The organism is Corynebacterium sp. Marseille-P4321 (assembly GCF_903645305.1).
In the GTDB taxonomy this organism is placed as follows: Bacteria; Actinomycetota; Actinomycetes; order Mycobacteriales; family Mycobacteriaceae; genus Corynebacterium.
On record NZ_CAHJXO010000002.1, the window covers coordinates 35,634 to 61,022 of the forward strand.

The window sequence follows — 25,389 nt, forward strand, 5'->3', positions numbered from 1 at the left end:
CGAGTGAACTGCCGGCGAAGCTCCGGTGAAGCTCCGGTGAAGCTCGGTCGTAGCCGGTGCGCTATGCGCGCAAATCAGCCACCTCGCGCTGCGCACGGTCGAACAGCTCCGCCGCGTGCGCCCGGCCAGTATCCGAATCGTCCAGGCCCGCCATCATCCGGGCGAGCTCCTCGATGCGCTCCTCGCCGTCCAGCGTGGCCACACCCGAGGTCACCGCCGCGTCCCCGACGTCCTTCGCCACGTGCAGGTGCGTGTCCGCATATGCAGCGACCTGGGGCAGGTGCGTGACGACGATAACCTGGTTGCGCGCAGCCAACCTCGCAAGACGCCTGCCGATCTCCACCGCGGCGCGCCCGCCCACACCGGCGTCCACCTCGTCGAAGACCAGCGTGGCGCCGGACGAGGACTCGGACAAAATGACCTCCAGCGCCAACATCACTCGCGAGAGCTCGCCGCCGGACGCGCTAGTGGCCAACGGCTTCGCGTCGAGCGCGGCGTTAGGCGCAAGCAAGATCTCCACTGCGTCCGCGCCGTCGCGCCCGTGCTTCGCTTCGTGCACCGCGACGGTGAGCTGCGCCTTGGGCATCGCCAACCCGTGCAGCTCCTCCGTGACGGCCTCGCCCAGCCGGCCCGCGGCCGCCTTCCGCGCATTCGTCAACGCGTTCGCCTTGGACACCATCAGCTTCTCAAGTTCCGCCACACGCGCACGCAGCTTATCGACGGCCTCTTCCGACGTATCAATCTTCGCCAACCGCCTCGCCGCTTTCTCACGCCACGCCACCACGCCCTGAGCGTCCGGCGCGTACTTCCGGGTCAGCGTTTTCAGCTCCTGCTGCCGCTGCAGCAGGCGGTCGAGCTCGCCGGGATCCGTGGGCAGGGCCGCGGTGAAGCTCCCCAGCTCCGCGGAAATGTCGGACAGCGCACTCGCCACCTCTCCAAGGCGGCCGCCTACAGACTGCAGCTCCTCGTCGCTCGACTGGGAAAGCGCCGCCTGCGCCTGGCCCACCAGGTCGGAGGCCGCGGCCTCATCGTCGCCAGCCCCGAACCCGAGCGCCTCCGCACCGTCGATGGCCACCAGCGCGGTCTCGGCCGCCTCGCGCAGCGCGTCCACATCCTGGAGGCGGTTGATCGTGGCGGAAAGCTCCTCGTCCTCTCCGGCGACCGGCGCAACCGCGTCGATCTCGTCGAGCGCGAACTGCAGCCGGTCTACCTCCTGGGCAAGCTCAAGGCGCTTTTCGGTGCGCTCCTTGAGGTCCTTCGCCGCGGCCCGCCATTCGGAATACGCCTCGCGGTAGGCGGCAAGTTTCGGCGCGATCTTCGGGTCGAAACGGTCCAGCGCGGCAAGCTGCTGCTCCGGCGCCATCAACCGCAGCTGGTCGTTCTGCCCGTGGATGGTAAGCAGATGGCCGGAGAACTCCGCCAGCGTTGCGGCCGGAACCTTGCGCCCCGACAGGTGCGCGCTTGAACGGCCCGACGCCTTCACCACGCGCGTCACGGGAAACTCCCCGTTCTCATCCACCCCAGCGCCAGCCTCCTCAGCCAGCGCCGCCACCTCGGCCGCTGCTTCCTCGGGCAAGCCCGCAGTGTGGAACGCGCCCTCCACCACCGCTTCCGCGCTGCCGGTGCGCACCCTAGAGGCGTCGGCCCGCCCGCCCGTAAGCAACCGCAGACCGGTGACCACCATGGTCTTACCCGCGCCGGTTTCACCCGTGAGCACGGTCAACCCCGGCGCAAGCTCCGCGGACGCGCGCGGGATCACGCCAAGGTTAGAAATGGAAATTTCGGCGAGCATCCTCGCGCCACCTACCTTTCTCGTGCTGCTGGGGTTGCTGGGGTTGCTGGGGTTGCTTGCGGGTTACTGGTGCTGCGGGCCGCGCCAACCGGACACCGGAAGTTGAAACTTGTCCACCAGCCGGTCGGTGAACGGCCTATCGTCCAGCCGCACCCAGCGCACCGGACGCAATCCCCGGATCACCTCAACGCGTGAGCCCGGCGGCATCGGGATAGTACGCACACCGTCAAAAACTGCCACCGCCTCGCTAGTATCCGGCTCCGACTCCACAGCGACGGTGGAGCGCGGCGAGACCACCAGCGGCTTCGCAAACAAAGCGTGCGCGTTGTTCGGCACCACCAACATCGCGTCCAACGCAGGCCACATCACCGGCCCGCCCGCGGAAAACGCGTAAGCCGTCGAACCGGTAGGGGTAGAAACCAGCACGCCGTCGCAGCCGAACGTGGACACGGGGCGGAAATCCACCTCCAGCGTGGCATCCAGCACGCGGGTGCGGTCCACGTTCTCCACGGAGCACTCGTTGAGCGCCCAGCTGCGGCCCAGCTCGTTGCCGTCCGCGTCCGTCACCGCTGCGTCGATAGTCATGCGCTCCGTGACCCGGTAGGACTTCTCAATCACGTGGCGCACCACCGACTCCAAGCTTTCCGCTTCCCCCTCCGCCAGGAAGCCGACGTGGCCCAAGTTGATACCCAAAACTGGGATGTCCTGCGCCCGCGCGTACCCGGCGGCGCGCAGAAACGTGCCGTCGCCGCCGAGCACCAACACCAGCTCGCAGCCGCGCGCCGCGTTATCGTCCGCCGGCACCCACTCCAGCTCGCGCAGCACCGGGTCCGATTCCATCGCCTTCATCTGCGCCTGCTCAAGCAACCGCACCGTAATGCCGGCACCCTGCAGCATCCGCGCTGCGTGCGCCGCCGAATCGATATTGTTCGAGCGGAACAGGTGCGGCACGAGCAGAATCTCGCGTTGCGTCGCGTCAGCCATCAGTTATTGGGGTCCTTCCTGCACAGCTTTGGCCACAAGGGCGGCCAGGGCATCGTCGTCAAGCATCTGCTCCCCCTTGTCGTTGACCAACCACAAAAAGTATTCCACGTTGCCGCTCGGCCCGGGAAGCGGCGATGCCACAACGCCGCGCACGCTCAAACCCAGCGACTGCGCGAAACGAGCGACATCCAGCGTGACTTCCTCACGCAACTCGCTCGAGCGCACCACGCCGCCGGAGCCGAGACGATCCTTGCCAACCTCGAACTGCGGCTTGACCATCGGCAGCATGTCCGCGCCGTCGGCCATGCACTCCACCAGCGCGGGCAGCACCAGCCGCAGCGAAATGAACGACAGGTCACCCACCATCAAATCCGCAGGCCCGCCCATCATCTCCGGGGTGAGGTTACGGATGTTCGTACGATCCAGAACCGTCACCCGCTCATCGTTCTGCAGCCGCCACACCAACTGGCCGTAACCGACGTCCACCGCAACAACCTCGCGCGCCCCGTGCGCCAGCAGCACATCGGTAAACCCCCCAGTCGAAGCACCGGCGTCAAGAGCACGTCGCTTATCGACGACGAGCCCGTGAGCACCAAACTCCTCCAACGCACCCAACAACTTGTGCGCGCCACGCGACGCCCACTGATCCACGTCCTCCAAATTCACCCTGATGGAGGCCTCCGGCTCCACAACCGTCGCCGGCTTCTTCGCAATGAAACCTGCGACCTCCACCCGGCCTTCCTTAATCCACGTCTGCGCCTGCTCCCGCGAACGCGCGATTTTGCGGCGCACGAGCTCAGCGTCGAGGCGAGTGCGCTTCGGTGCCATGAGAGCTCCTTTACGGTGTTTGCTGTGGTGGGGTTGCGTGGCTTCTGAAGCGGGTTCAGGCGGGCTAGGGGTTGCGCTGCAGCGCCTCAGCGAGCACCGCGTGCGCGCGCGTGAGCACGTCAGCTTCGTCAGCGATTGTCTCCGCTGGCTCCTCGAGCACCGCCTCGAACTGCTCAGTAATCTCGGCTGCGGTGCGCTGCGGCTGGCGCGGGTCGTGTGGCTTCGGGGCTGTCATTTGGCCTACCACCAACCGGCAGTCGCGGCTTCAGCGGCCTCCGAGTTCGGGCGCACCAGCTCCGGCTCGCGATCCATGTGCCACGCGACCTGAAGCACGGTGCGCAGCGCCTGAATACTGCTGGCTCCTGGATCGCCGTAGCTCAAGATGATGTCGTCCCCGTCCACCCGCGCGGCGAAGCCACCTTGGGGGCCGGGAACAAGCTGCGACGGGTCCGCATCGAGCCCGCGCATGTCGTCTGCGATGTAGGTGGGACGCTGCTCCTTTGGTGCTTCAAGGAGCGCAAGCGGACCGGAGACCCCCGTGAGCACGTGCAAAGTGGGAACACCTGCCGCAACGCCGCCCGCGATGTCTGTATTCAAACGGTCCCCCACCGCAAGCGGCTTGCTCGCGCCGAGCGCCGAGGCCGCCTGGAGGAACATTGCTGGCTCTGGCTTACCCGCTGCTCTGGGAGTGACCCCAGTTGCCGAAGTCACCGCAGCGACCATGGAGCCGTTGCCCACCATGAGGCCTCGCCCCATCGGCAGCGTGGTGTCCAAGTTCGACGCGAGATAAACCGCACCGCGCTGGATCGCTAAAGCGGCCTCGGAAAGCTCCTTCCACCCCGTCTCCGGGTTGTGGCCGTGCAACACCGCCTTCGGGTTGTCGTCCGCGCTGGTAACCGGGCGGTAGCCAGCGGCGCCGACGAGCTCCCGGAAGGAATCCGCACCGACCACGAGCACCGCGTCGCCGGGCTCAAGGTGGTCTTCGGCAATCCCAAGCGCGGCTTGCGCGGAAGTAAGCACGTCGCCTGCTGCCGCGTCGAGGCCGATCTCGCGCAACATGCGCGCGACCTCATCGGCTCCGCGGGACGCGTTGTTGGTGATGTACACGGCAGGCACGCCGGCGCCGTTAATAGCCTCCACTGCGTACGGGATGGCGGAGCCACCGGACCACACAGTGCCGTCGAGATCCAGCAGCAACGCATCATGGTTGTCCTTGAGTGCCATAGCGCTACCCTAGCCCAGCTCTGCGACGCGATCGCGCGCGTCGGTGACGCCCTCGGCATCAACCTCCGCGACGTGTGCGAACCATTCCTTCGCCTCGTCCTTGCGGTCGAGTGCCAAAAGGGCCTCCGCGTAGGCGTACGCCAAACGGGCACCGGTTGCGTCCGAGGCTTCCAAGGACGGGTTCATCTTCTGCAACGTAGCCAGCGCGGATTCGTGCTGCCCAAGATCGTGGCGCGCGCCAGCAAGCACGATCGCGAGCTCTACCTTGCCGGCAGCATCCAGCTCGCGTGCCTCCGGGCTGCGGCCGAGCTCCAGTGCCTTCTCGGGCCGGCCCATACCCCGCTCCGCGTCAGCCATCACCGCGAGAAGCCCCGGGCCGCCGGAGATGCGCCGCGCGGCGCGTAGTTCCGACAGGGCCTCTTTCCACTCGCCAGCGTTGTAGGCGACGACACCGGCGGTCTCGCGCACCACGCCGACACGCCCGGCACGGTTCTTTGCCGCGCGAGCGTGCGCGAGTGCGAGCTGCGGGTCGTCCTCCATGAGGTCAACCGCCATAATCATGTGCTTGGCTACGCGGTTGGCGTTCTCTTTGGAAAGTACGCGAAGATCCTGCAGGACGGACGGATCGAGATCGTTGATCGTCATGTCCTTGGGCAGATCTGGCTCGGCTTCCTTTTGCGCCATGCGCTCCTCGCGGTAGCCCTCCCGGTACGGGTTCGAACGATCGTGGCGGATGCCCCCGCGGGCGCGGAAATCACCTTTGCCGCCACGGTTAGTGCGGCTGCCGCGGGCGCCGTTATCTTTACGCTCACCGCGGTCGTCGTTGCGGTGGCCCCGGTAGCCTTCACGCTCGCCCTTATTGTCAGCGTCGCGCCAGTTGCGTTCATCCCGCTGACCGCCGGGCCGGCGACCACGTCCGGAGCCCTGGCCGGCACCACGCTCTTCTCGGCCGTAGCGCTTGTTACCGCGTGAGTCGCCGCGGCGAGAACCTTCCTCGCGGTCGCTACCGCGATGAGCACCGTCTGTTCGCTCAGCGTCTGCCATGGAAAACCTCCGTTTCGTATCTTGCACAGTATAGAGAACGTCTCACCGCCACTTGAGGCCGGTGGGCCTTCCGTTGACGGCGCCCGCGAGAGCACGAGGGCGCAAAAGGCTGCGGCGATAAAGTTCGACGCTGAAGCGACGTCGGGCAGGTACCTCGATTCTGTGAGAACAACCTGACACACTCGCGATTTCGAATTCGGTAAATAATTTCTAGATTGATCCTAAGCCGAACAGAAATCCGATCCACACCGCCGTAACCTGCACGTTTACGGCGAGAGCTGCTGAAGTGGAGGCGCTGAATTCCGGAAACTATTTTCCTAGCACTCGGACGCGGTACATAACTGCTCGCTCTCGAGGGTGTACCGACACCGCAGGCTCAGAATGTGAGCGGTCCAAAATAGCGAAAACGCCCACCGGTGTGGTGGGCGTTTTTGTGTGTTGAAGTTGTTGGGTCGGCGGTAACCTACTCTCCCACTCCCTCCCGGGAGCAGTACCATCGGCGCGGGCGGGCTTAGCTTCCGGGTTCGGAATGGGACCGGGCGTTTCCCCGCCGCCATCAACCACCGACACACTTATTGGGGCAATGAGTGTGCCACGCGTTGGGCGTAACTGTTCATTTATGGTGCAGCCACCCGGTTTGGGGTGGGTGTGTTGTGTCAGATACTGCACAGTGGACGCGAACACGACTGGTTCTCTTTGTTTTGCGTGTTTTGTTGTTGGTGTTTTGCAACACTTCTTTGTTGGTGTTGGTTGTCAATCGGTGTATTAGTACCGGTCGTCTCAGCACCTTACGGTGGGTACAACTCCGGCCTATCAACCCAGTAGTCTGCTGGGAACCTCAATCGAAACCTCATCTTAAAACAGGCTTCCCGCTTAGATGCTTTCAGCGGTTATCCCTTCCGTACGTAGCCAACCAGCGATGCCCCTGGCGGAACAACTGGCACACTAGAGGTACGTCCGTCCCGGTCCTCTCGTACTAGGGACAGCCTTCTTCAAGTTTCACACGCGCGCGGCGGATAGAGACCGAACTGTCTCACGACGTTCTGAACCCAGCTCGCGTGCCGCTTTAATGGGCGAACAGCCCAACCCTTGGGACCTACTCCAGCCCCAGGATGCGACGAGCCGACATCGAGGTGCCAAACCATCCCGTCGATATGGACTCTTGGGGAAGATCAGCCTGTTATCCCCGGGGTACCTTTTATCCGTTGAGCGACACCACATCCACAAGTAGGTGCCGGATCACTAGTCCCGACTTTCGTCCCTGCTCGACTTGTAAGTCTCACAGTCAAGCTCCCTTGTGCACTTACACTCTACACACCTGATTGCCAACCAGGCTGAGGGAACCTTTGGGCGCCTCCGTTACATTTTGGGAGGCAACCGCCCCAGTTAAACTACCCACCAGGCACTGTCCCCAACCCAGATCATGGGCCAAGGTTAGATATCCACTACGGTCAGAGTGGTATTTCAACAACGACTCCACAACCACTAGCGTGGCCGCTTCATAGTCTCCCACCTATCCTACACAAACCGCACCGAATGCCAATACCAAGCTATAGTGAAGGTCCCGGGGTCTTTTCGTCCTGCCGCGCGTAACGAGCATCTTTACTCGTAATGCAATTTCACCGGGCCTGTGGTTGAGACAGCAGAGGAGTCGTTACGCCATTCGTGCAGGTCGGAACTTACCCGACAAGGAATTTCGCTACCTTAGGATGGTTATAGTTACCACCGCCGTTTACTGGGGCTTAAATTCTCCGCTTCGGACAAAAAATGTCCTAACAGGTCCTCTTAACCTTCCAGCACCGGGCAGGCGTCAGTCCGTATACATCAACTTAACCGTCTTCGCACGGACCTGTGTTTTTGATAAACAGTCGCTCCCCTCTCTTCTCTGCGACCCACACCAGCTACCACACGATACGTGTGTCACCAGTGCAGGTCCCCCTTCTCCCGAAGTTACGGGGGCATTTTGCCGAATTCCTTAACCACAGTTCACCCGAGCGCCTTAGTATTCTCTACCTGACTACCTGTGTCGGTTTCGGGTACGGGCCGTACATGCACATCGCTAGAGGCTTTTCTCGGCAGTACAGGATCACCAACTTCACCCAAAAGGGCTTACGCATCACGCCTCACACTATTGACACCCGCATTTGACCATGGTGTCGTGCCACACGCTTGCACCGCAATCCAATAAGCGGCATTGGCTACCAACCTGCGTCACCCCATCACTTTGCTACAACAGATCAGGCCCCACGCATCACCACCAACCACACAACCAAAGGTCGTGTTTGGCCGGCGGGTCAGGGTGGTTAGTATCACCGCTTCACAATTTGTCGCGCACACACGGGTACGGGAATATCAACCCGTTGACCATCGACTACGCCTGTCGGCCTCGCCTTAGGACCCGACTCACCCTGGGAAGACGAACTTGACCCAGGAACCCTTAGTCATCCGGCGGGCAAGATTCTCACTTGCCATTCGTTACTCATGCCTGCATTCTCACTCGCATGCAGTCCACCGCTCCTTACGATACGGCTTCACCCCACACACGACGCTCCCCTACCCAACACAAAACAAGTGTTGCCGCGGCTTCGGCGGTGTGCTTGAGCCCCACTGAATTGTCGGCGCAGAACCACTCGACCAGTGAGCTATTACGCACTCTTTCAAGGATGGCTGCTTCTAAGCCAACCTCCTGGCTGTCTTCGCGATCCCACATCCTTTTCCACTTAGCACACCCTTAGGGGCCTTAACCGGCGATCTGGGCTGTTTCCCTCTCGACTATGAAGCTTATCCCCCACAGTCTCACTGCAATGCAACACTATAACCGGCATTCGGAGTTTGGCTGACGTCGCTAAGATGATAGTCCCGCTCAACCAACCAGTAGCTCTACCTCCGGCAAGCTCACATCACGCTGCACCTAAATGCATTTCGGGGAGAACCAGCTATCACGGAGTTTGATTGGCCTTTCACCCCTACCCACAACTCATCCCCTCAGTTTTCAACCTAAGTGGGTTCGCGCCTCCACAACCTCTTACAGCTGCTTCACACTGGCCATGGGTAGATCACCCCGCTTCGGGTCCAGGACATGCCACTAAAAAAACACCCCATTAGGATTCGCTTTCGCTACGACTACCCCACATACGGGTTAACCTCGCGACATGCCGCTGACTCGCAGGCTCATTCTTCAAAAGGCACGCCATCACACCACAAAACGGTGCTCTGACGGATTGTAAGCGCATGGTTTCAGGAACTCTTTCACTCCCCTCCCGGGGTACTTTTCACCATTCCCTCACGGTACTATCCACTATCGGTCACACTGAGTATTCAGGCTTACCGGGTGGTCCCGGCAGATTCACAGCAGATTCCACGAGCCCGCTGCTACTCGGGGATTACGGGTAACACATCTTGCGGTGCCTACACGTACGGGGCTCATCACCCACTCCGGCGTGCCATCCCAGACACTTCCGCTCACACCGCAACACATGCGCACAGCTGGTAGACCATACACACCCGCACCCCACAACACCGCATGCGCAACCCCTACCAAGTATCACACACACACGGTTTAGCCATCATCCGCTTTCGCTCGCCACTACACACGGAATCACAATTGTTTTCTTCTCCTGCGGGTACTGAGATGTTTCACTTCCCCGCGTACACCCCCACACCGGCTATGTATTCACCAGCAGGTAACCGCACACAACCACGGCTAGGTTTCCCCATTCGGACACCCTCGGATCAACGCTTTGTTGACAACTCCCCGAGGCTTAACGCAGTCTCACACGTCCTTCATCGGCTCAGCATGCCAAGGCATCCACCATACGCCCGTAACACACAACCATCACAGACAAAAACAGGTACAAAACACCAAAACACAAACAAAAAATAAAAAGAAAGATGCTCGCGTCCACTCTACAGTTCTCACACAACACACCCCCACACACCACACACGCATGCAACACACACGCATGCAGCACATGGAAGCCACAAGGAACAAAACACATCACGTGCTGCCCCAGACACCCAACAGCGCACCAACACACACTTGCTTGCAGGAAAGCTCAACGCGCACACCACAAAAGCAACCAACCCATGGCCGCCGGCGTGTGTCCACCCGGACAATTTTTCCAAAACAAAAAAGGCGGCAGCCATTCGTTCGACGACTCAACCACCAACCCACACCACAAAACGTGTGGGCACACCCGCAACTGCGGGCACAAAAACAAATAAGCTCCTTAGAAAGGAGGTGATCCAGCCGCACCTTCCGGTACGGCTACCTTGTTACGACTTCGTCCCAATCGCCGATCCCACCTTCGACAGCTCCCATTACAGGCCACTGGCTTCGGGTGTTACCAACTTTCATGACGTGACGGGCGGTGTGTACAAGGCCCGGGAACGTATTCACCGCAGCGTTGCTGATCTGCGATTACTAGCGACTCCGACTTCATGGGGTCGAGTTGCAGACCCCAATCCGAACTACGACCGGCTTTCAGCGATTCGCTCACCCTCACAGGCTCGCCGCGCGTTGTACCGACCATTGTAGCATGTGTGAAGCCCTGGACATAAGGGGCATGATGATTTGACGTCATCCCCACCTTCCTCCGAGTTAACCCCGGCAGTCTCTCATGAGTCCCCAACCAAATGCTGGCAACACAAGACAAGGGTTGCGCTCGTTGCGGGACTTAACCCAACATCTCACGACACGAGCTGACGACAACCATGCACCACCTGTACACCAGCCACAAAGGGAAACTACATCTCTGCAGCGATCTGGTGTATGTCAAGCCCAGGTAAGGTTCTTCGCGTTGCATCGAATTAATCCACATGCTCCGCCGCTTGTGCGGGCCCCCGTCAATTCCTTTGAGTTTTAGCCTTGCGGCCGTACTCCCCAGGCGGGGCGCTTAATGCGTTAGCTACGGCACGAACCCCGTGGAAGGGACTCACACCTAGCGCCCACCGTTTACGGCATGGACTACCAGGGTATCTAATCCTGTTCGCTCCCCATGCTTTCGCTCCTCAGCGTCAGTTACTGCCCAGAGACCTGCCTTCGCCATCGGTGTTCCTCCTGATATCTGCGCATTCCACCGCTACACCAGGAATTCCAGTCTCCCCTACAGCACTCAAGTTATGCCCGTATCGCCTGCAGTCCCGCAGTTAAGCTACGGACTTACACAAACGACGCGACAAACCACCTACGAGCTCTTTACGCCCAGTAATTCCGGACAACGCTCGCACCCTACGTATTACCGCGGCTGCTGGCACGTAGTTAGCCGGTGCTTCTTCTCCAAGTACCGTCACAAAAAGCTTCGTCCTTGGCGAAAGGAGTTTACAACCCGAAGGCCGTCATCCCCCACGCGGCGTCGCTGCATCAGGCTTGCGCCCATTGTGCAATATTCCCCACTGCTGCCTCCCGTAGGAGTCTGGGCCGTATCTCAGTCCCAATGTGGCCGTACACCCTCTCAGGCCGGCTACCCGTCGACGCCTTGGTAGGCCATTACCCCACCAACAAGCTGATAGGCCGCGAGCTCATCCCACACCGAAAAAACTTTCCACCACAACCTCCAAGAAGTGGTCCTATCCGGTATTAGACCCAGTTTCCCAGGCTTATCCCGAAGTGCAGGGCAGATCACCCACGTGTTACTCACCCGTTCGCCACTCGAGCACCCCAGCAAGCTAGGGCCTTTCCGTTCGACTTGCATGTGTTAAGCACGCCGCCAGCGTTCATCCTGAGCCAGGATCAAACTCTCCACAAAAAAGGCCGTGAAAAGCCCAACCAAACTGGCAAAAAACAAACCAACCAACACCCAAAACAAGATGCCGGACTGGCAATCCTCAAATTACTGCTGCAAAAAATCACAACACATGGCACCTGCGCATCCGACGAGGAAAAACCACAAGCACCACAAACATGAATCAGTTCACGATCCACCAGAAACAATCATTGCCATCAAAGGTTCACAACAACTGCAACCGGCACACACCAACCACACCAAAACGATGCAGCACAGCGCACACGCAACCAACCCACAAACAAAAAATATGCATTGGCACACTATCGAGTTCTCAAACAACACCAGCACACTTTTCCGAACCAAGTTAGGTTCAGTCCGTCTGAGCGGCTGAGGTACAAGATTACAACCTACGTAACTGGAAGTCAAATTCCGTTCAAACTCGAATTTAACGCCTGTTTACATCGATGTAACTTCTCTTCTGTTATTTCGTCACTCTCTGCGGTTGTTTCCAACCGGCTATCCGAGCGACGGGCAGTAATATAACCACACACCGAGAAGTGCTCGCAAACATACAGGTCACTGTGTAAAAATGAGAAAGCGCCGCCGTGCAGATTCACTGCAAGGCGGCGAATGCGATCCAACCAGCGTGCTAGACGCGCTTGGCGCCAGCGAAGTTCTTCTTGCCTCGGCGCAGCACCAGCCACGATCCATGGAGCAGATCCTCGTCCGCCGGTGTCCACGCCTCGTCGCTGACGCGCTCGTTGTTCACGTACACCCCGCCCTCCTTGATGGAGCGGCGTGCCGCACCCTTGGAGTCGGCGAGTCCGGCACCGACGAGCAGGTCCACGATGTTCGTGTCAGTGCCGCGAGCAAATTCGAAGACGTCGGTTTCACTCACTGCGGCAGCGAGGGTGGCTTCGTCGAGGTCACCAAGCTCCGCGCGCCCGAACAGCGCCTGCGATGCCAGCTCTACCGCTTCGCGGGCTTCAACACCGTGCACCAGGTCAGTCATTTCCTGGGCAAGTCGGCGCTGGGCTTCGCGCTTGAAGGGGCGTTCGGCAACTTCACCTTCAAGACGCTCCAGCTCAGCCTGGTCCAGGAAGGTGAACCAGCGTAGGTAGCGGATCACGTCCGCGTCGGCAGTGTTCACAAAGTACTGGTACCAGGTGTACGGGCTTGTCATCTCCGGGTCCAGCCAAAGGGAGCCGCCGCCAGTGGACTTGCCGAACTTCTTGCCTTCAGAATCGGTGACCAAGGGAACCGTCAGGGCGTGCACCTGCTCGCCGTCCATGCGGCGGTTCAGGTCGACGCCGGCGATGAGGTTGCCCCACTGGTCGCCGCCGCCAATCTGCAGCACGCAATCGTGCTCGCGCCGAAGCTGCACGAAATCGTTGGCCTGCAGGAGCATGTACGAAAATTCGGTGTAGGAAATGCCGTCGTTTTCCAGCCGACGCTTCACCGTCTCGCGCCCGAGCATGGTGGCAACGGAGAAGTGCTTACCAATGTCGCGCAAGAACGAGATCACCGACAGGTCCTCGGTCCACTCCCGGTTGTTCACCAGGCGGGCGGCATTGTCGCCGTCGAAGTGCACGAATCGCTTCAGCTGGCCAGAGATGCGCTCTGCCCAGTCTTTGACGGTGTCCTCGGAGTTCATGGTGCGCTCACCGACGTCGCGCGGGTCGCCGATCATGCCCGTCGCCCCACCTGCCAGCACGATCGGGGTGTGCCCCGCCTCCTGGAAGCGCCGCAGCATGAGCAGCGGCACGAGGTGACCGGCGTGCAGCGACGGACCCGTCGGGTCGAAGCCGCAGTAGAGCACAATCGGCTCCTTCGTCGCTTCGCGCAGGTTATCCAAGTCGGTGGACTGGTTGATCAGCCCGCGCCAGGACAGTTCGTCGATGATGTTGTTTGCCATGATCGCTTTCTATGTTCGCCGGGTGTGAGTGGCCGTGGGATAGTGCCGTGGGATCGCGCCGTGGTCCGCGCGTAGAGGACTAGTTGCTGGGGTACGGCTGCGCTTCGTCGATAAGCAGCACCGGAATGTCGCCGTCGATGCGGTAGGCAACGCCGAGGCGCTCGTTGACCAGCAGCTGCTCGTCTTCCTTATACGTCAACGGGCCCTTGTCCTTGGGGCAGACCAGGATGTCCAGGAGCTTCGGATCGAGACTCATGGCTCGTTATCGTACCCGCCGCGTTAGTTTGCCTGTGCTTCGGTGTTGGCTAGAGGTGGTCCCAGTGATCCGGCGCGAAGCGCACCTCCTTTTCAAGCTTTTCCAGCTCGCGAGCGTGGTGCAGCACCGCACCCGGCGGGCCAGCCATGCGCCACCCCAACCGCCACGGCGCAACACGATCGCGGCGATTACCACCAACACCAATAGCAACACCAAGCGCGACGGAACACCCCCGTCCACCACGCTTGGTGTTGATGTGGTTAATTCGCCCGAACCGGACGCGCCGCCCATTCGCGCGCCCTGGCGTTGGCTTCGCGCACGCGTTCGCGCTGCTCCTCCACCCTCGGCTTGGCGGTGCCGCCGCGGGTATCACGGGAGGCCACTGCGCCGTCGACAGTGAGCACTTCGCGCACTTCAGGGAGCAGTCGCTTATCGACGCTTGCCAGTTCCTCATCCGTCAACTCCACGAGATCCACCCCGCGGGATTCCGCTATGCGCACGCACGCACCGGACGCCTCGTGCGCTTCGCGGAACGGCACGCCCTGGCGCACCATCCACTCCGCGAGGTCGGTGGCCAGCGTGTAGCCGGCCGGGGCGAGCTCGCGCATGCGGTCCTCGTGGAACACCAGGGTGGACACGAGGCCCGTGAACGCCGGCAGCAGGATGGACAGCTGCGTGACCGAGTCAATCACCGGCTCCTTGTCCTCCTGCAGGTCCCGGTTGTACGCAAGCGGCATCGCCTTCAACGTGGCCAGCAAACCGGACAGGTTGCCGATCAAACGCCCAGCTTTGCCGCGGGCCAGCTCCGGCACGTCCGGGTTCTTCTTCTGCGGCATGATCGACGAACCTGTGGACCACGCATCGTGCAGCGTGACGTAGCCGAACTCCGGGGTGGACCAGGCGATGATCTCCTCGGCGAAGCGGGAGACGTCGATAGCAATCTGGGCGAGCACGTACGCCGCCTCCGCCGCGAAGTCGCGCGAGGCCGTGCCGTCGAGCGAGTTGTCAGCGGCCGAGTCGAAGCCGAGCTCCTCAGCGATGGCCTCCGGGTCCAAGTGCAGCGAGGATCCGGCCAGCGCGCCCGAGCCGTACGGCGAGACAGCCAAACGCTTATCCGCGTCCTGAATGCGCTCGAGGTCGCGCAACAGTGGCTGCGCGTGCGCGAGCAGGGAGTGCGCGAGCAGGATCGGCTGAGCCGCCTGGAAGTGGGTCTTGCCCGGCATGATGGCGTCCGGGTGCGCCTCGGCCTGTGCGACGATGGCGTCGATCAGGTCGTTGACGTCCTGCGCGACGCCGCGCAGCGCATCTCGCAGCCACATGCGGAACATGGCGGCAACCTGGTCGTTGCGCGAGCGGCCTGCGCGCAGGCGGCCGCCGATCTCCGGGCCGACACGCTCGATCAGGCCGCGCTCCATGGCGCCGTGCACGTCCTCGTCCGTCGGCGCCGGTGTGAAGGTGCCGTCGGCTACGTCGCGGCCGAGTTGGTCGAGGCCGTCGAGCATGGTTGCCAACGAAGCGTCGTCAAGCAGCCCTGCCCTATTCAGCACCTTCGCGTGCGCCTTGCTGGCGAGCACGTCGTAAGGCGCGAGCACCCAGTCGAAGTGGGTGGAGACGGAAAGCGCGAACATGGCCTCCGACGGTCCGCCGGAGAAGCGACCGCCCCACAGCGCGCCCTCGTTGGTCTTGTGCTGCTCCATCGGTTGCTGCTCCTACTTGTCCTGGGCCGTGCCAGCCTCGCGGTCGCGCTTGTTGGCGATCTGCGAAGACAGGCCGTGCAGGCGCACGAAGCCCTTCGCCAGGGTCTGGTCGAACGTGTCGCCGGTGTCGTAGGTAGCCAGGTTGAAGTCGTACAGCGAGTGGTTCGAGCGGCGGCCGTTAACGGTGATCTTGCCGGCGTGCAGCTCCATGCGGATGTCGCCGGTGACGTGCTCCTGGGTGGACTCAATGAACGCGTCCAAGGAGCGCTTCAGCGGGCCGAACCAGAGGCCGTCGTAGACCTCCTCGGACCAGCGGGCGTCGATAAGGCGCTTGTAGCGGGCCAGCTCGCGCTCGACCGTGACGTCCTCAAGAGCCTTGTGGGCGGTGATCAGAGTCATCGCACCCGGCGCCTCGTACACCTCGCGGGACTTGATGCCCACCAGGCGGTCCTCCACCATGTCGATGCGGCCGATGCCCTGCGCGCCGGCGCGGCGGTTGAGCTCCTCGATGGCCTCCAGCACGGTCACCTTGCGGCCGTCGATAGCCACCGGCTTACCTGCCTCGAAGGAGATGATCACCTCGTCCGGGGCGTTACCCAGTGCCGGGTCCTCGGTGTAGGCGTAAAGATCCTTGGTCGGCGGGTTCCACAGGTCCTCCAGGAAGCCCGTCTCCACAGCGCGGCCCCACACGTTCTGGTCGATGGAGAACGGAGACGCTGCGGACTGCTCGATCGGCAGGTCCTTGCCCTCGGCGTACTCGATGGCCTTGTCGCGGGTCCAGGCGTAATCGCGGGCCGGGGCGATGATCTCCAGGTCCGGATCCTGGTTGAGGAAGCCGACCTCGAAACGCACCTGGTCGTTGCCCTTACCGGTGCAGCCGTGAGCGACGTGGGTGCCGCCGAACTGGTGGCCAGCCTCCACGAGGTTCTTCACGATGAGCGGGCGCGAGATAGCGGACACGAGCGGGTACTCGTTCATGTACATGCCGTTCGCCTTGATGGTGGGCAGGCAGTACTCCTCGGCGAACTCGTCCTTCGCGTCCACCACGATCGACTCCACGGCGCCACAATCGAGCGCGCGCTGGCGCACTGACTCCATGTCCTCGCCGCCCTGGCCGAGGTCGAGCGAGACGGCGATAACTTCACCGTTGGTCATCTCTGCGAGGTACGGGATGGCGACGGAGGTATCGAGGCCGCCCGAGTACGCGAGCACAACGCGGTTGGTCATAGTGAAACGTTTCTCCTTCAGTGGGAACGATGAGATATGTGAAAAACGGATATCGGGATGAAAGGGTACCCGGCGACTGTGCGGGCCTACTCTCGGCCCCGGCTCTGCACTCCGAAGAGCTGGCGCGCCAGGTCCTCGCCGGTGAGCGGTTCGCGGGCCAGGACAAAGATCGTGTCGTCGCCCGCGATCGAGCCGACAACCTGTTCCAGGCCGACGCGGTCGATGTAGCTGGCCAGGTACTGAGCGGCGCCGGGCGGGGTGCGCAGCACCGCGATGTTGCCGCTGTGATCTGCGGAAACCACCAGCTCCTCGATCATGCGACGGAGCTTGTCGCGCGGGCCTGAGTGCGTGGATTCGAAAGAATCCCCGTCGCCGTTGACGGTGTAGTAAGACCTGCCCCCGCCGGCGGGACGCACCTTCTTCGCGCCGAGCTCATCCAGGTCACGCGACAGTGTCGCCTGGGTGATGTCGATGCCCTCGTCCAGCAGCAGCTCGGACAGCTGCACCTGGGAGGACACACGGGTTTGGTCCAGCAGTTCGAGAATCCTCGCCTGCCGGGCGGTGCGGGATACGGGTTGGGTCATTTACTGATGCTCCAGAAGCCAGGCCAGCAGCGCCTTTTGAGCGTGCAGGCGGTTTTCCGCCTCGTCGAAGACGCGGGACTGAGGCCCATCGATGACCTCGGCTGCGACCTCGTTCCCGCGGTATGCGGGGAGACAGTGCAAGAATATTGCGTTTTCTTCGGCCGCGTGCATGATTTCCGGCGTGACTTGGTAGGGCAAGAACGGGGTGCGGCGGTCCTTTCCGTCCTCCTCCATGCCCATGGAAACCCAAGTATCGGTAATCACCACGTGCGCGCCATCTACCGCGGCGACGTCATCGGTCACCGCAACGATCGCGCCGGTTTCTTCGCCGCGGCGGCGCGCCCTGTCCACAAACTCCGCCTGCGGCTGGAACCCGCGCGGCGCGATCACGGTGATGTCCATGCCGGCGGTGGCGAAGCCGATGAGGTAGGAGTTGGCCATGTTGTTGTCGCCGTCGCCAAGGTAGACGGCCTTGAGACCCTTCAGACCCGCCGGGCCCTCCTCCGGGCAAAAATTCTCCACCACCGTCTGCAGGTCGGCCAAGATCTGGCACGGGTGCAGGTCGTCGGACAGTGCGTTGACGATCGGCACGGTGGCGGTCTCCGCCATATCCACCAGATTTTGGTGGGCGTAGGTGCGCCACACGATCGCCTCGACGAAGCGCGACAGCACCGCGCCGGTGTCCTGGTAGGTTTCGCCCTTACCCATCTGCGAATTGCCGGTCTCGGTGACAATGGCGTGGCCCCCGAGCTGGGCGATGCCCGCGTCGAAGGAGAAGCGGGTGCGGGTGGAGGTCTTGTCGAACAGCACGGCGACGGACAGCGGGCCCTCCAGCGGGCGCTTCGACAGCGGGGCCTTCTTCAACTCTGCCGCGAGCTGGAGCACTTCGGCCTGTTCGGCTGGTGTGAGGTCGTCGTCTGCGAGGAAATGGCGTGCCATGAGTCCTAACTCCTTTCTTCGGCGGCGTCGCCGCCGGTTACATCTGCGTAGGTGGCCGCGAAACGCTCCACAGCATCGCGCAGCTCTTGGTCGTCGATGGTCAGTGGCGGGGTCAAGCGGATCACCGTCTCACTCGGAGCGTTGAGCACCACGCCGTGCTCGAGCCCGCGGGCGACCATTTCCTTCGCCACCGGCTCTTTGAGCACAACGCCGAGCATGAGGCCACGCCCGCGCACCTCGGCAACCCCGGGCAGAGGCGTGAGCTCGTCGATAAGCAACTGCCCCTTTCGCTTGACCTCGGCGAGGAAGGCGTCGTCCACGATGCCGAGCACCGCACGCGCCGCGGCGCAGCACACCGGGTTACCGCCGAACGTCGTGCCGTGTGAGCCCGGCGTGAACAGGCGCGCTGCTGGCCCCCGCGCGATAGTCGCGCCGATGGGCAGACCCCCACCGAGGCCCTTTGCCATGGTGATCACGTCCGGAATTACGCCTTCGTGTTGGAACGCGAAGAAGTCCCCGGTGCGCCCGACGCCCGTTTGGACCTCGTCGACGATCATGAGAATGCCGTAGGTGTCGCACAGCTCGCGCACGGCGCGCAAGAACCCCTCCGGTGCCGGGATCACGCCGGTTTCGCCCTGGATCGGCTCCAAGATGATCGCCGCGGTATCTTCCGGGTCCTGCTCCACCATTGCAGTGAGCGCGTCGACGTCGCCGTAGGGGTAAAACTCCACGCCGGCCGGCAGCGGCTCGAACGGGGCGCGCTTACTGGGCTGGCCCGTCAGTGCGAGCGACCCCATCGTGCGACCGTGGAAACCGTGCTCCGCCGCGAGCACCCGACGACGCTTAGTCAAGCGGGCAAGCTTGAACGCGGCCTCGTTCGCCTCGGCGCCCGAGTTGCAGAAGAAAACGCGGGCCTCGTCGTCGCCCACTCGCTTACGCAACTCGAGCGCGACGTCCACAACCGGCTGCGACGCGAACAAGTTCGACACGTGGCCCAGGCGGTTCATCTGCGTGTGCACCGCCTCCACCACGTCCGGGTGGCCGTGACCAAGCGCATTTACGGCGATGCCGGCGAGCATGTCGATGTGGTGGTTACCGGAGGCGTCGATAAGCATCGCCCCCTTGCCCTGAACAAACTCCACCGGCGGCACCGGGTACGTGTCAAGCAGTGCCTCCTGCCAGTGCTCGGTTGCCTCGCTCATTCGTCATCCTTCCTAAACACTGTGCCCTCCGGGTAATGCGCCCTGTCGTAATCGTCCGGCAGCACCATCGTGCCCACACCACCCATAGTGAGCAGCTCCAACAGCACCGAGTGCGCCACACGGCCATCGATCACGTGTGCTGCCTTCACGCCGCCCTTCACCGCGGCTAAGCAGGCGCCCATCTTCGGGATCATCCCCGAATCCAGCTCCGGCATCATACGCTCCAGCTGCTCAACCTCAATCTTGGACAGCAGCGAGTCCTTATTCGGCCAATCGGTGTACAACCCCTCGACGTTGGTGAGCACCACGAGTCGCTCCGCGCCGATCGCCGCCGCAAGCGCGCCCGCGGCCTCGTCGGCGTTGATGTTGTACACGTTGCCGTCTTTGCCGGGCGCGATGCCGGAGACCACCGGGATGCGGCCCGCCTCGATGATGTCCATCACCGCCGACGGGTTCACATCCGTGATCGTGCCCACCAGGCCGATATCCTGCGGCTCACCGTCCACCTCGACGTAGCGCTTACGGGCGGTGAACAGCCCCGCGTCCTCGCCCGAGGTGCCCACAGCGTAGGGACCGTGCGAGTTGATCTTGCCCAAAAGATCGCGGCCCACCTGGCCGAAAAGCACCATGCGCACCACATCCAGGATCTCCGGAGTAGTCACGCGGAACCCGCCGACGAACTCGCCGCCGTCCAGCTGCAGGCGTTTGAGCATGGCCGAGATCTGCGGGCCGCCGCCATGCACAACCACGGGTTTCGCGCCCACGGTGCGCAGGAACACCATGTCCGCTGCGAAAGCGGCCTTCAAATCTTCGTCGATCATGGCGTTGCCACCGTACTTCACCACGACAATCTTGTCGCGGTAGTGCTGTAGCCACGGCAGTGCCTCCGCCAGCACGGTGGCGCGCTGCTCATTGGTCAGGTTCGGCATCATGGTGCGCAGGGTCTCCTTTCTGGGCGGGTCTAAGTGCTGTACGCGGAGTTGATCTCCACGTACTCGTGGGACAGGTCGGTGGTGCGCACCGTCGCGCGGCCTGCGCCGCCGGTGCCCAGGTCCACCTCCACGTCAATGACCGGACCGCTTAAATCTACGTCTCGCGAGTCTGTCGTGCCGGTGGTTTCGGTGCACACCGTGTGGCCGTTGAATCGCACCGAGATATTGTCTGGGTCCATCTCCGCCTCGGCCATGCCCACGGCTGCCACCACGCGGCCCCAGTTCGGGTCGGAGCCCGTCATGGCGCACTTAAACAGGGTGTCGCGGCCGATGGTGCGCGCGGCGGCGAACGCCTGATCATCGTCCCCTGTGCCGGTGACGGTGATGTTGACCCGCTTGGTCACGCCCTCCGCGTCGTCCTGCATGAGCGCGGCCAGCTCGTCGCAGACCTTCAGCACCGCCGCGTTGAGCTCCTCCTGCGCCGGAGTGACGCCTGACGCGCCGGATGCCATCGCAATGACGGTGTCGTTGGTGGAGGTGGAACCGTCGATGTCAAGCGCGTTGAACGTTTTGTCCGCGGCGGCCTCGAGCGCTTCCTGCAGCGCCGCGTTGCCTACCTGTGCGTCGGTGGTGATACACACCAGCATCGTGGCCAAAGACGGCGCCATCATGCCCACGCCCTTGCCCATCGCGCCGACGGTCCAGCCGTCGCCTTCGTACACGGCCTCTTTGGGTTTCGTGTCGGTGGTCATGATGGCCTCTGCTGCCTTCGCGGCCACCGCGGCGTCGCTACCAAGCCCCTCGCACAGGGCCGGGATGGCCGCTTCGATGACATCCATCGGCATCGGTTCGCCAATGATGCCCGTGGAGCACACACCGATGTCGGTGGGCTGCGCTCCAAGCGCCTCAGCTACAAGCCCCTGCACGCGGGCTGCGTCCCGGTCACCCTGCGTTCCGTTGCACGCGTTGGCGTTGCCGGAGTTGTACACCACGGCACGCAGCGCTCCCCCGCCGACGACGGAGCGCGTGAGTTTCACCGGGGAAGCGACCACCTTGTTTCGCGTGAATACCGCCGCCGCCGCGAACTCTGGCCCGTTGTTTACCACCAGCGCCATATCCGGCTTGCCCGACGGCTTGATGCCCGCCGTGGTCGCCGAGGCTGTGAAGCCTTCCGGGGCGGTGACTCCGTTGTTGCTCATTGCATTGTCCTTTCACATTGCTTATCGACGGCTCCGCTCGACACCATCACGGCGCCACCGCCGCCTGCGGCAATCCGGCGGTTTCTTCCCACCCAAGCGCGATATTCATGCACTGCACCGCGGCGCCGCCCGTGCCCTTAGTCAGGTTGTCGATGGCGCTGGTGACCAAAAGCTTGCCCGCCTGCGTATCAACCTCCACCTGCACGTGGCACATGTTCGAGCCCACCACGTTCTGCGTCTGCGGCTGCTGGCCTTCCGGTAACACGTACACGAACGGCTCGCCGGCGTAGGCCTCCTCGTAGGCGGCCCGGGCCTGTGCTTCACTGACGTCGCCGGCCAGCGGGGCACTCACCGTGGTGAGGATCCCGCGCGGCAGCGGCGCCAGCACCGGCGTAAAGCTCACGGTGACGTCCTTGTCAGTGCACTCCGCGATGTTCTGGCGGATCTCCGGGGTGTGGCGGTGCTTGCCCGCGGTGTTGTAGGCCTTCAACGAACCCATCGTCTCAGCCCCCAGCATGGCCACCGAAGCCTTCTTGCCGCCGCCGGAGACACCCGTGATGGACACCACGGTAAGGTCCGGCTCAATCAGACCGGCCTGGGCTGCAGGCCAGGCGGCAAGGGTTGCGCCGGTGGGGAAACACCCGGGCACCGCCACGCGGGTTGCTTCCGCCAGCTGTGCGCGGTGGCCCGGCATCTCCGGAATCCCGTACGGCCACGTGCCGGCGTGTTCAGAGCCGTAGTAGGCGGTCCAGTCATCGGCGTTGCGCAGGCGGAAGTCAGCGGCGCAGTCGATCACCACAACTTCATCTGGCAGTGCTGCACCGATCTCGGCGGAGTGGCCGTGGGGCAACCCGAGGAACACCACGTCGTGGCCCGCCAAAGTATCCACCGTGGTCTCTTCAATCACTCGATCCGCCAACTGCGGCAGGTGCGGCATAAGCTCAGCGACCGGCTGGCCCGCGTTCGACCCGCCTGTGAGCGCCCCGATGGAAAGTTCACCCGAAAGATACGCCGGGTGGCCGAGCAGTAGGCGGAGAATCTCCCCGCCCGCATACCCGGTTGCCCCGGCGATCGCGACCTTGATTGACATAGCGACAACACTACCAAAATATTCACTCGCGTGAAAAATATTCATTGGATCTGTTTCGCCGGTTCCCCCGCGGAATCGGGGTCTACCACACTCCCCGCAATCACTAGACCTCGATGTACGGACACCACTATAACGCCGCTGAAAGCCCAGGCGGGGTGTCTATACAAAAAATCGGGGTCTACCGGGGCAGTGCTGCCCGGTAGACCCCGATTAGATGCGTCAGCGCGGACTAGCCACGCATCTCTGCGCCGAAGCGTTCCTTCGCAAGCTCGGCGGCGGCCAAGCGTGCCTCAGAGGCTTCCTCCTCCTTCAGCGTGCGGTCCGGTGCACGGAACGCGAGGCCGAACGCAAGCGACTTCTTGTTCTCGCCGAGGGCGTCGGAGCGGTAGACGTCGAAAAGCTTCACGCTCTCCACCAGCTCCCCTGCCCCCTCCTGCAGCGTGCGACGCACCTGCTCGGCCGGGACCTCCTCGTCGACAACAAGCGCAATGTCCTGGTTGAGCAGCGGGAACGCGGACAGCACTGGTGCCGGGAAGCGCTCCTCCAGCGAAATCGCGGTGAGGTCGATCTCCATCGCGCAGGTGCGCGCCGGCAGCTCGAGCTCCTCGAGCACCTGCGGGTGCAGCTCGCCGGCGTGGCCCACGACAACGCCGTCGACCTTCAACGCTGCACACCGGCCCGGGTGCCACGGCAGGTACTCCGCGGACTCGATCTCCAACTCCACGCCGCAAGCGCGTGCGACGATCTGCGCGGACTGCACCGCATCCGACCAGTCGTAGGCGCGACCCCTGCCCCACGGCCCAGCCAGCTCGGTGTTTCCCACTGCCACGGTTGCGGCGTTGAGGTGCTGTTCCGGCAGGGACTGGATGAGCTCTTCGATGACCTCCGGCGACGGGCGCTCTGCGACGCTCGGCAGCGGCGACGAATCCCCACGCTTCACCGAAACCTGGGCCACGGAGAAAAGACCGACATCTGCGCGGCCACGTGCAACGTTGCGTCGAACCGCATCAAGCATCGACGGCAACAGCGTGGTCCCAAGCACCCCGTAATCCGCGTCCAAGGGGTTCTGCACCTTCACGACATTGCGACGCGGGTCGCCCGCATCCAGACCCCAGGTATCGAAAGTGTCGTTGGCGATAAACGGGGTCGGAATGATCTCCGCGTAGCCCGAGTACGCCAGCGCGTGCGTCACCGAGCGACGACGGCGCTGCACCGGGCTCAATCCACGCCCACCGCGCGGGGTGGGCAGCACGAGCGGAATGTCGTCGAGGCCCTCGAGGCGCACGATCTCCTCAATGAGCTCCACGGGGACCGTGAGATCGGTACGCCAAGTCGGCGGGGTGACGGCGAGCGTCTCCCCGTCGGAGGACACCTCGCAGCCCACTTCCTGCAGGCGGCGGGTGACGGTCTCCTCCGAGTACTCCACGCCGATCAGCTCGCTCGGGCGGGTAACCCGCATCTCGATGGGCTCGCGCTTGGCGACGTCACCGACCAGCGTCCGCCCCTCGGTCACCGTGCCGCCTGCGATCTGGGTCAGCAGCGCGCATGCGATGTCCAAAGAGATCTCGATGATGGCCGGGTCCACGCCGCGCTCGAAGCGTCGAGAAGCCTCCGAGCTCAGCTTGTGGCGGCGAGCGGAACGCGCAACCGTCAGCGCATCCCACGACGCTGCCTCGAAGTGAACGTTCGTGGTTGTCTCCGAGATCTCAGAGGTGGTACCGCCCATGATGGCCGCCAGCGACTGAATGCCGTTATCGTCGCTGATCACCACGTCTTCCGCGGTGAGCGTGCGCTTGACGTGGTCGAGCGTCTCGAACTCCGCACCCTCTTCCGCGTTGTGCACGCGAAGGCCGCCAGCGATCTTGTCGGCGTCGAAGGCGTGCATCGGCTGACCGGTGAGCAGCATGACGTAGTTTGTCACGTCGGTGGCGGCGTTGACGGAGCGGATGCCGGAGAGCATGAGCTCGCGCTGCATCCAGAACGGCGCCTGCGCGCTCGGATCGATGCCCTCAACGGTGCGTAGGCCGAAGCGCTGCGCCTTTGTCGATTCCTCCAGCGTGACCGGGATGCTCTCTCCCGTGGGCGCGGGGACGCCGCTCACATCGATCCCTGCGATGGACGGATCCTGCGCCACGTCCACGTACTTCAAGTCGAATGCGGAGGCGATCTCGCGGGTCAGGCCACGGGCGGACAGGGCGTAGCCGCGGTCCGGGGTGACGTTCACGTCGAATACGGTGTCCTCGGGACGCAGGATCTCGCGGGCGTCCTGGCCCGGTTCCCCGGCCCCGTCGTTAAGCGTGATGATGCCCTCGCTCTTCGCGGTGAGACCAAGCTCCGCCGCGGACGCCATCATGCCGTTCGAAATGTGGTCGTAGGTTTCTCGCGCCGCGATCTCGAAACCGCCCGGCAAGACCGCGCCCGGCAGCGACACGATGACCAAGTCGCCCTCTTTGAAGTTGCGTGCGCCGCAGATGATGCCCTGCGGCTCGCCGGTGCCGTTGGCCTGACCGACGTCCACCTGGCAGTAGCGAATCGGCTTTTTAAAACCGGTCAGCTCCTCGATCTCCTTCACGCGGCCAACCACGAGCGGGCCGGTGACCTCCGGCAGGCCCTCGTAGCCCTCCGTTTCGAAGCCGACGCGCACAAAGCCGGCGTCGAGCTCCTCCGGTGTGACAGACCAGCCTTCGTTGCCGGATCGGTTCAGCAGGTCGGTGATCCAATTCTGGGTAATCAGCATGTTTTACTCGCCC

18 protein-coding genes and 3 rRNA genes are annotated in these 25,389 nt (G+C 63.1%); 1 reads left to right on the forward strand and 20 read right to left on the reverse strand.

What is annotated here, in order from left to right; genetic code table 11:
* Positions 1-61 precede the first annotated feature (61 nt).
* From recN to HWX32_RS05565, 9 genes are all read right to left on the reverse strand, one after another.
* Positions 62-1,792: a DNA repair protein RecN gene (gene recN, locus HWX32_RS05525; protein ID WP_175935086.1), complete on the reverse strand. Its 1,731-nt coding sequence runs from the start codon at positions 1,790-1,792 to the stop codon at positions 62-64.
* A gap of 63 nt (positions 1,793-1,855) precedes the next feature.
* Positions 1,856-2,776 (reverse strand): NAD kinase, encoded by a 921-nt coding sequence (locus HWX32_RS05530; protein ID WP_175935087.1) that lies wholly within the window; start codon positions 2,774-2,776, stop codon positions 1,856-1,858.
* Between the two features lie 3 nt (positions 2,777-2,779).
* A complete protein-coding gene (locus HWX32_RS05535; protein WP_175935088.1) occupies positions 2,780-3,604 on the reverse strand; it encodes a TlyA family RNA methyltransferase in 825 nt (274 codons plus the stop codon).
* Positions 3,605-3,668: 64 nt separating this feature from the next.
* Entirely contained in the window at positions 3,669-3,839 is a 171-nt protein-coding gene (locus tag HWX32_RS05540) for a hypothetical protein (protein WP_175935089.1), read from the reverse strand.
* Between the two features lie 5 nt (positions 3,840-3,844).
* Positions 3,845-4,828, reverse strand: a complete 984-nt coding sequence (locus tag HWX32_RS05545) for an HAD-IIA family hydrolase (RefSeq protein WP_175935090.1) — start codon at positions 4,826-4,828, stop codon at positions 3,845-3,847.
* Between the two features lie 9 nt (positions 4,829-4,837).
* A complete protein-coding gene (locus tag HWX32_RS05550; protein WP_175935091.1) occupies positions 4,838-5,872 on the reverse strand; it encodes a hypothetical protein in 1,035 nt (344 codons plus the stop codon).
* 450 nt (positions 5,873-6,322) lie between these two features.
* Positions 6,323-6,440 (reverse strand): 5S ribosomal RNA (rrf, locus tag HWX32_RS05555).
* A gap of 176 nt (positions 6,441-6,616) precedes the next feature.
* Positions 6,617-9,708, reverse strand: a 23S ribosomal RNA gene (locus tag HWX32_RS05560).
* Between the two features lie 397 nt (positions 9,709-10,105).
* Positions 10,106-11,619, reverse strand: a 16S ribosomal RNA gene (locus HWX32_RS05565).
* Together the 16S, 23S and 5S rRNA genes form the textbook arrangement of a ribosomal RNA operon.
* Positions 11,620-11,626: 7 nt before the next feature.
* Between HWX32_RS05565 and HWX32_RS05570 the strand changes: the two genes are divergently transcribed.
* Positions 11,627-11,989 carry a hypothetical protein gene (locus HWX32_RS05570; RefSeq protein WP_175935092.1) on the forward strand — a complete coding sequence of 121 codons (363 nt, stop codon included), beginning with the start codon at positions 11,627-11,629 and terminating at the stop codon, positions 11,987-11,989.
* Between the two features lie 258 nt (positions 11,990-12,247).
* On the opposite strand, the gene tyrS is transcribed toward HWX32_RS05570, so the two are convergent.
* From tyrS to pheT, 11 genes are all read right to left on the reverse strand, one after another.
* Positions 12,248-13,513 carry a tyrosine--tRNA ligase gene (gene tyrS, locus HWX32_RS05575; protein ID WP_175935093.1) on the reverse strand — a complete coding sequence of 422 codons (1,266 nt, stop codon included), beginning with the start codon at positions 13,511-13,513 and terminating at the stop codon, positions 12,248-12,250.
* A gap of 79 nt (positions 13,514-13,592) precedes the next feature.
* Positions 13,593-13,769, reverse strand: coding sequence for a Trm112 family protein (locus tag HWX32_RS05580; RefSeq protein ID WP_175935094.1), 177 nt, complete (start codon positions 13,767-13,769; stop codon positions 13,593-13,595).
* Between the two features lie 260 nt (positions 13,770-14,029).
* Positions 14,030-15,466: an argininosuccinate lyase gene (argH, locus tag HWX32_RS05585; RefSeq protein WP_175935095.1), complete on the reverse strand. Its 1,437-nt coding sequence runs from the start codon at positions 15,464-15,466 to the stop codon at positions 14,030-14,032.
* A 12-nt stretch (positions 15,467-15,478) separates the two neighbouring features.
* The gene (locus HWX32_RS05590; RefSeq protein WP_175935096.1) at positions 15,479-16,693 is read right to left on the reverse strand and encodes an argininosuccinate synthase; all 1,215 of its coding nucleotides are present in this window, start codon (positions 16,691-16,693) and stop codon (positions 15,479-15,481) included.
* 86 nt (positions 16,694-16,779) lie between these two features.
* The gene (locus tag HWX32_RS05595; RefSeq protein ID WP_075466130.1) at positions 16,780-17,277 is read right to left on the reverse strand and encodes an arginine repressor; all 498 of its coding nucleotides are present in this window, start codon (positions 17,275-17,277) and stop codon (positions 16,780-16,782) included.
* Positions 17,278-18,216 carry an ornithine carbamoyltransferase gene (argF, locus tag HWX32_RS05600; RefSeq protein WP_175935097.1) on the reverse strand — a complete coding sequence of 313 codons (939 nt, stop codon included), beginning with the start codon at positions 18,214-18,216 and terminating at the stop codon, positions 17,278-17,280. It abuts the gene before it with no gap.
* A 5-nt stretch (positions 18,217-18,221) separates the two neighbouring features.
* The gene (locus HWX32_RS05605) at positions 18,222-19,418 is read right to left on the reverse strand and encodes an acetylornithine transaminase (protein ID WP_175935098.1); all 1,197 of its coding nucleotides are present in this window, start codon (positions 19,416-19,418) and stop codon (positions 18,222-18,224) included.
* A complete protein-coding gene (gene argB / locus HWX32_RS05610; protein ID WP_121508999.1) occupies positions 19,415-20,359 on the reverse strand; it encodes an acetylglutamate kinase in 945 nt (314 codons plus the stop codon). Before argB ends, HWX32_RS05605 begins: the two co-directional genes overlap by 4 nt.
* Before the next feature lie 20 nt (positions 20,360-20,379).
* Positions 20,380-21,549, reverse strand: a complete 1,170-nt coding sequence (gene argJ, locus HWX32_RS05615; RefSeq protein WP_175935099.1) for a bifunctional glutamate N-acetyltransferase/amino-acid acetyltransferase ArgJ — start codon at positions 21,547-21,549, stop codon at positions 20,380-20,382.
* 46 nt (positions 21,550-21,595) lie between these two features.
* Positions 21,596-22,639, reverse strand: coding sequence for an N-acetyl-gamma-glutamyl-phosphate reductase (gene argC, locus HWX32_RS05620; protein ID WP_175935100.1), 1,044 nt, complete (start codon positions 22,637-22,639; stop codon positions 21,596-21,598).
* Between the two features lie 229 nt (positions 22,640-22,868).
* Positions 22,869-25,376, reverse strand: a complete 2,508-nt coding sequence (pheT, locus tag HWX32_RS05625; protein ID WP_175935101.1) for a phenylalanine--tRNA ligase subunit beta — start codon at positions 25,374-25,376, stop codon at positions 22,869-22,871.
* Between the last annotated feature and the right edge of the window lie 13 nt (positions 25,377-25,389).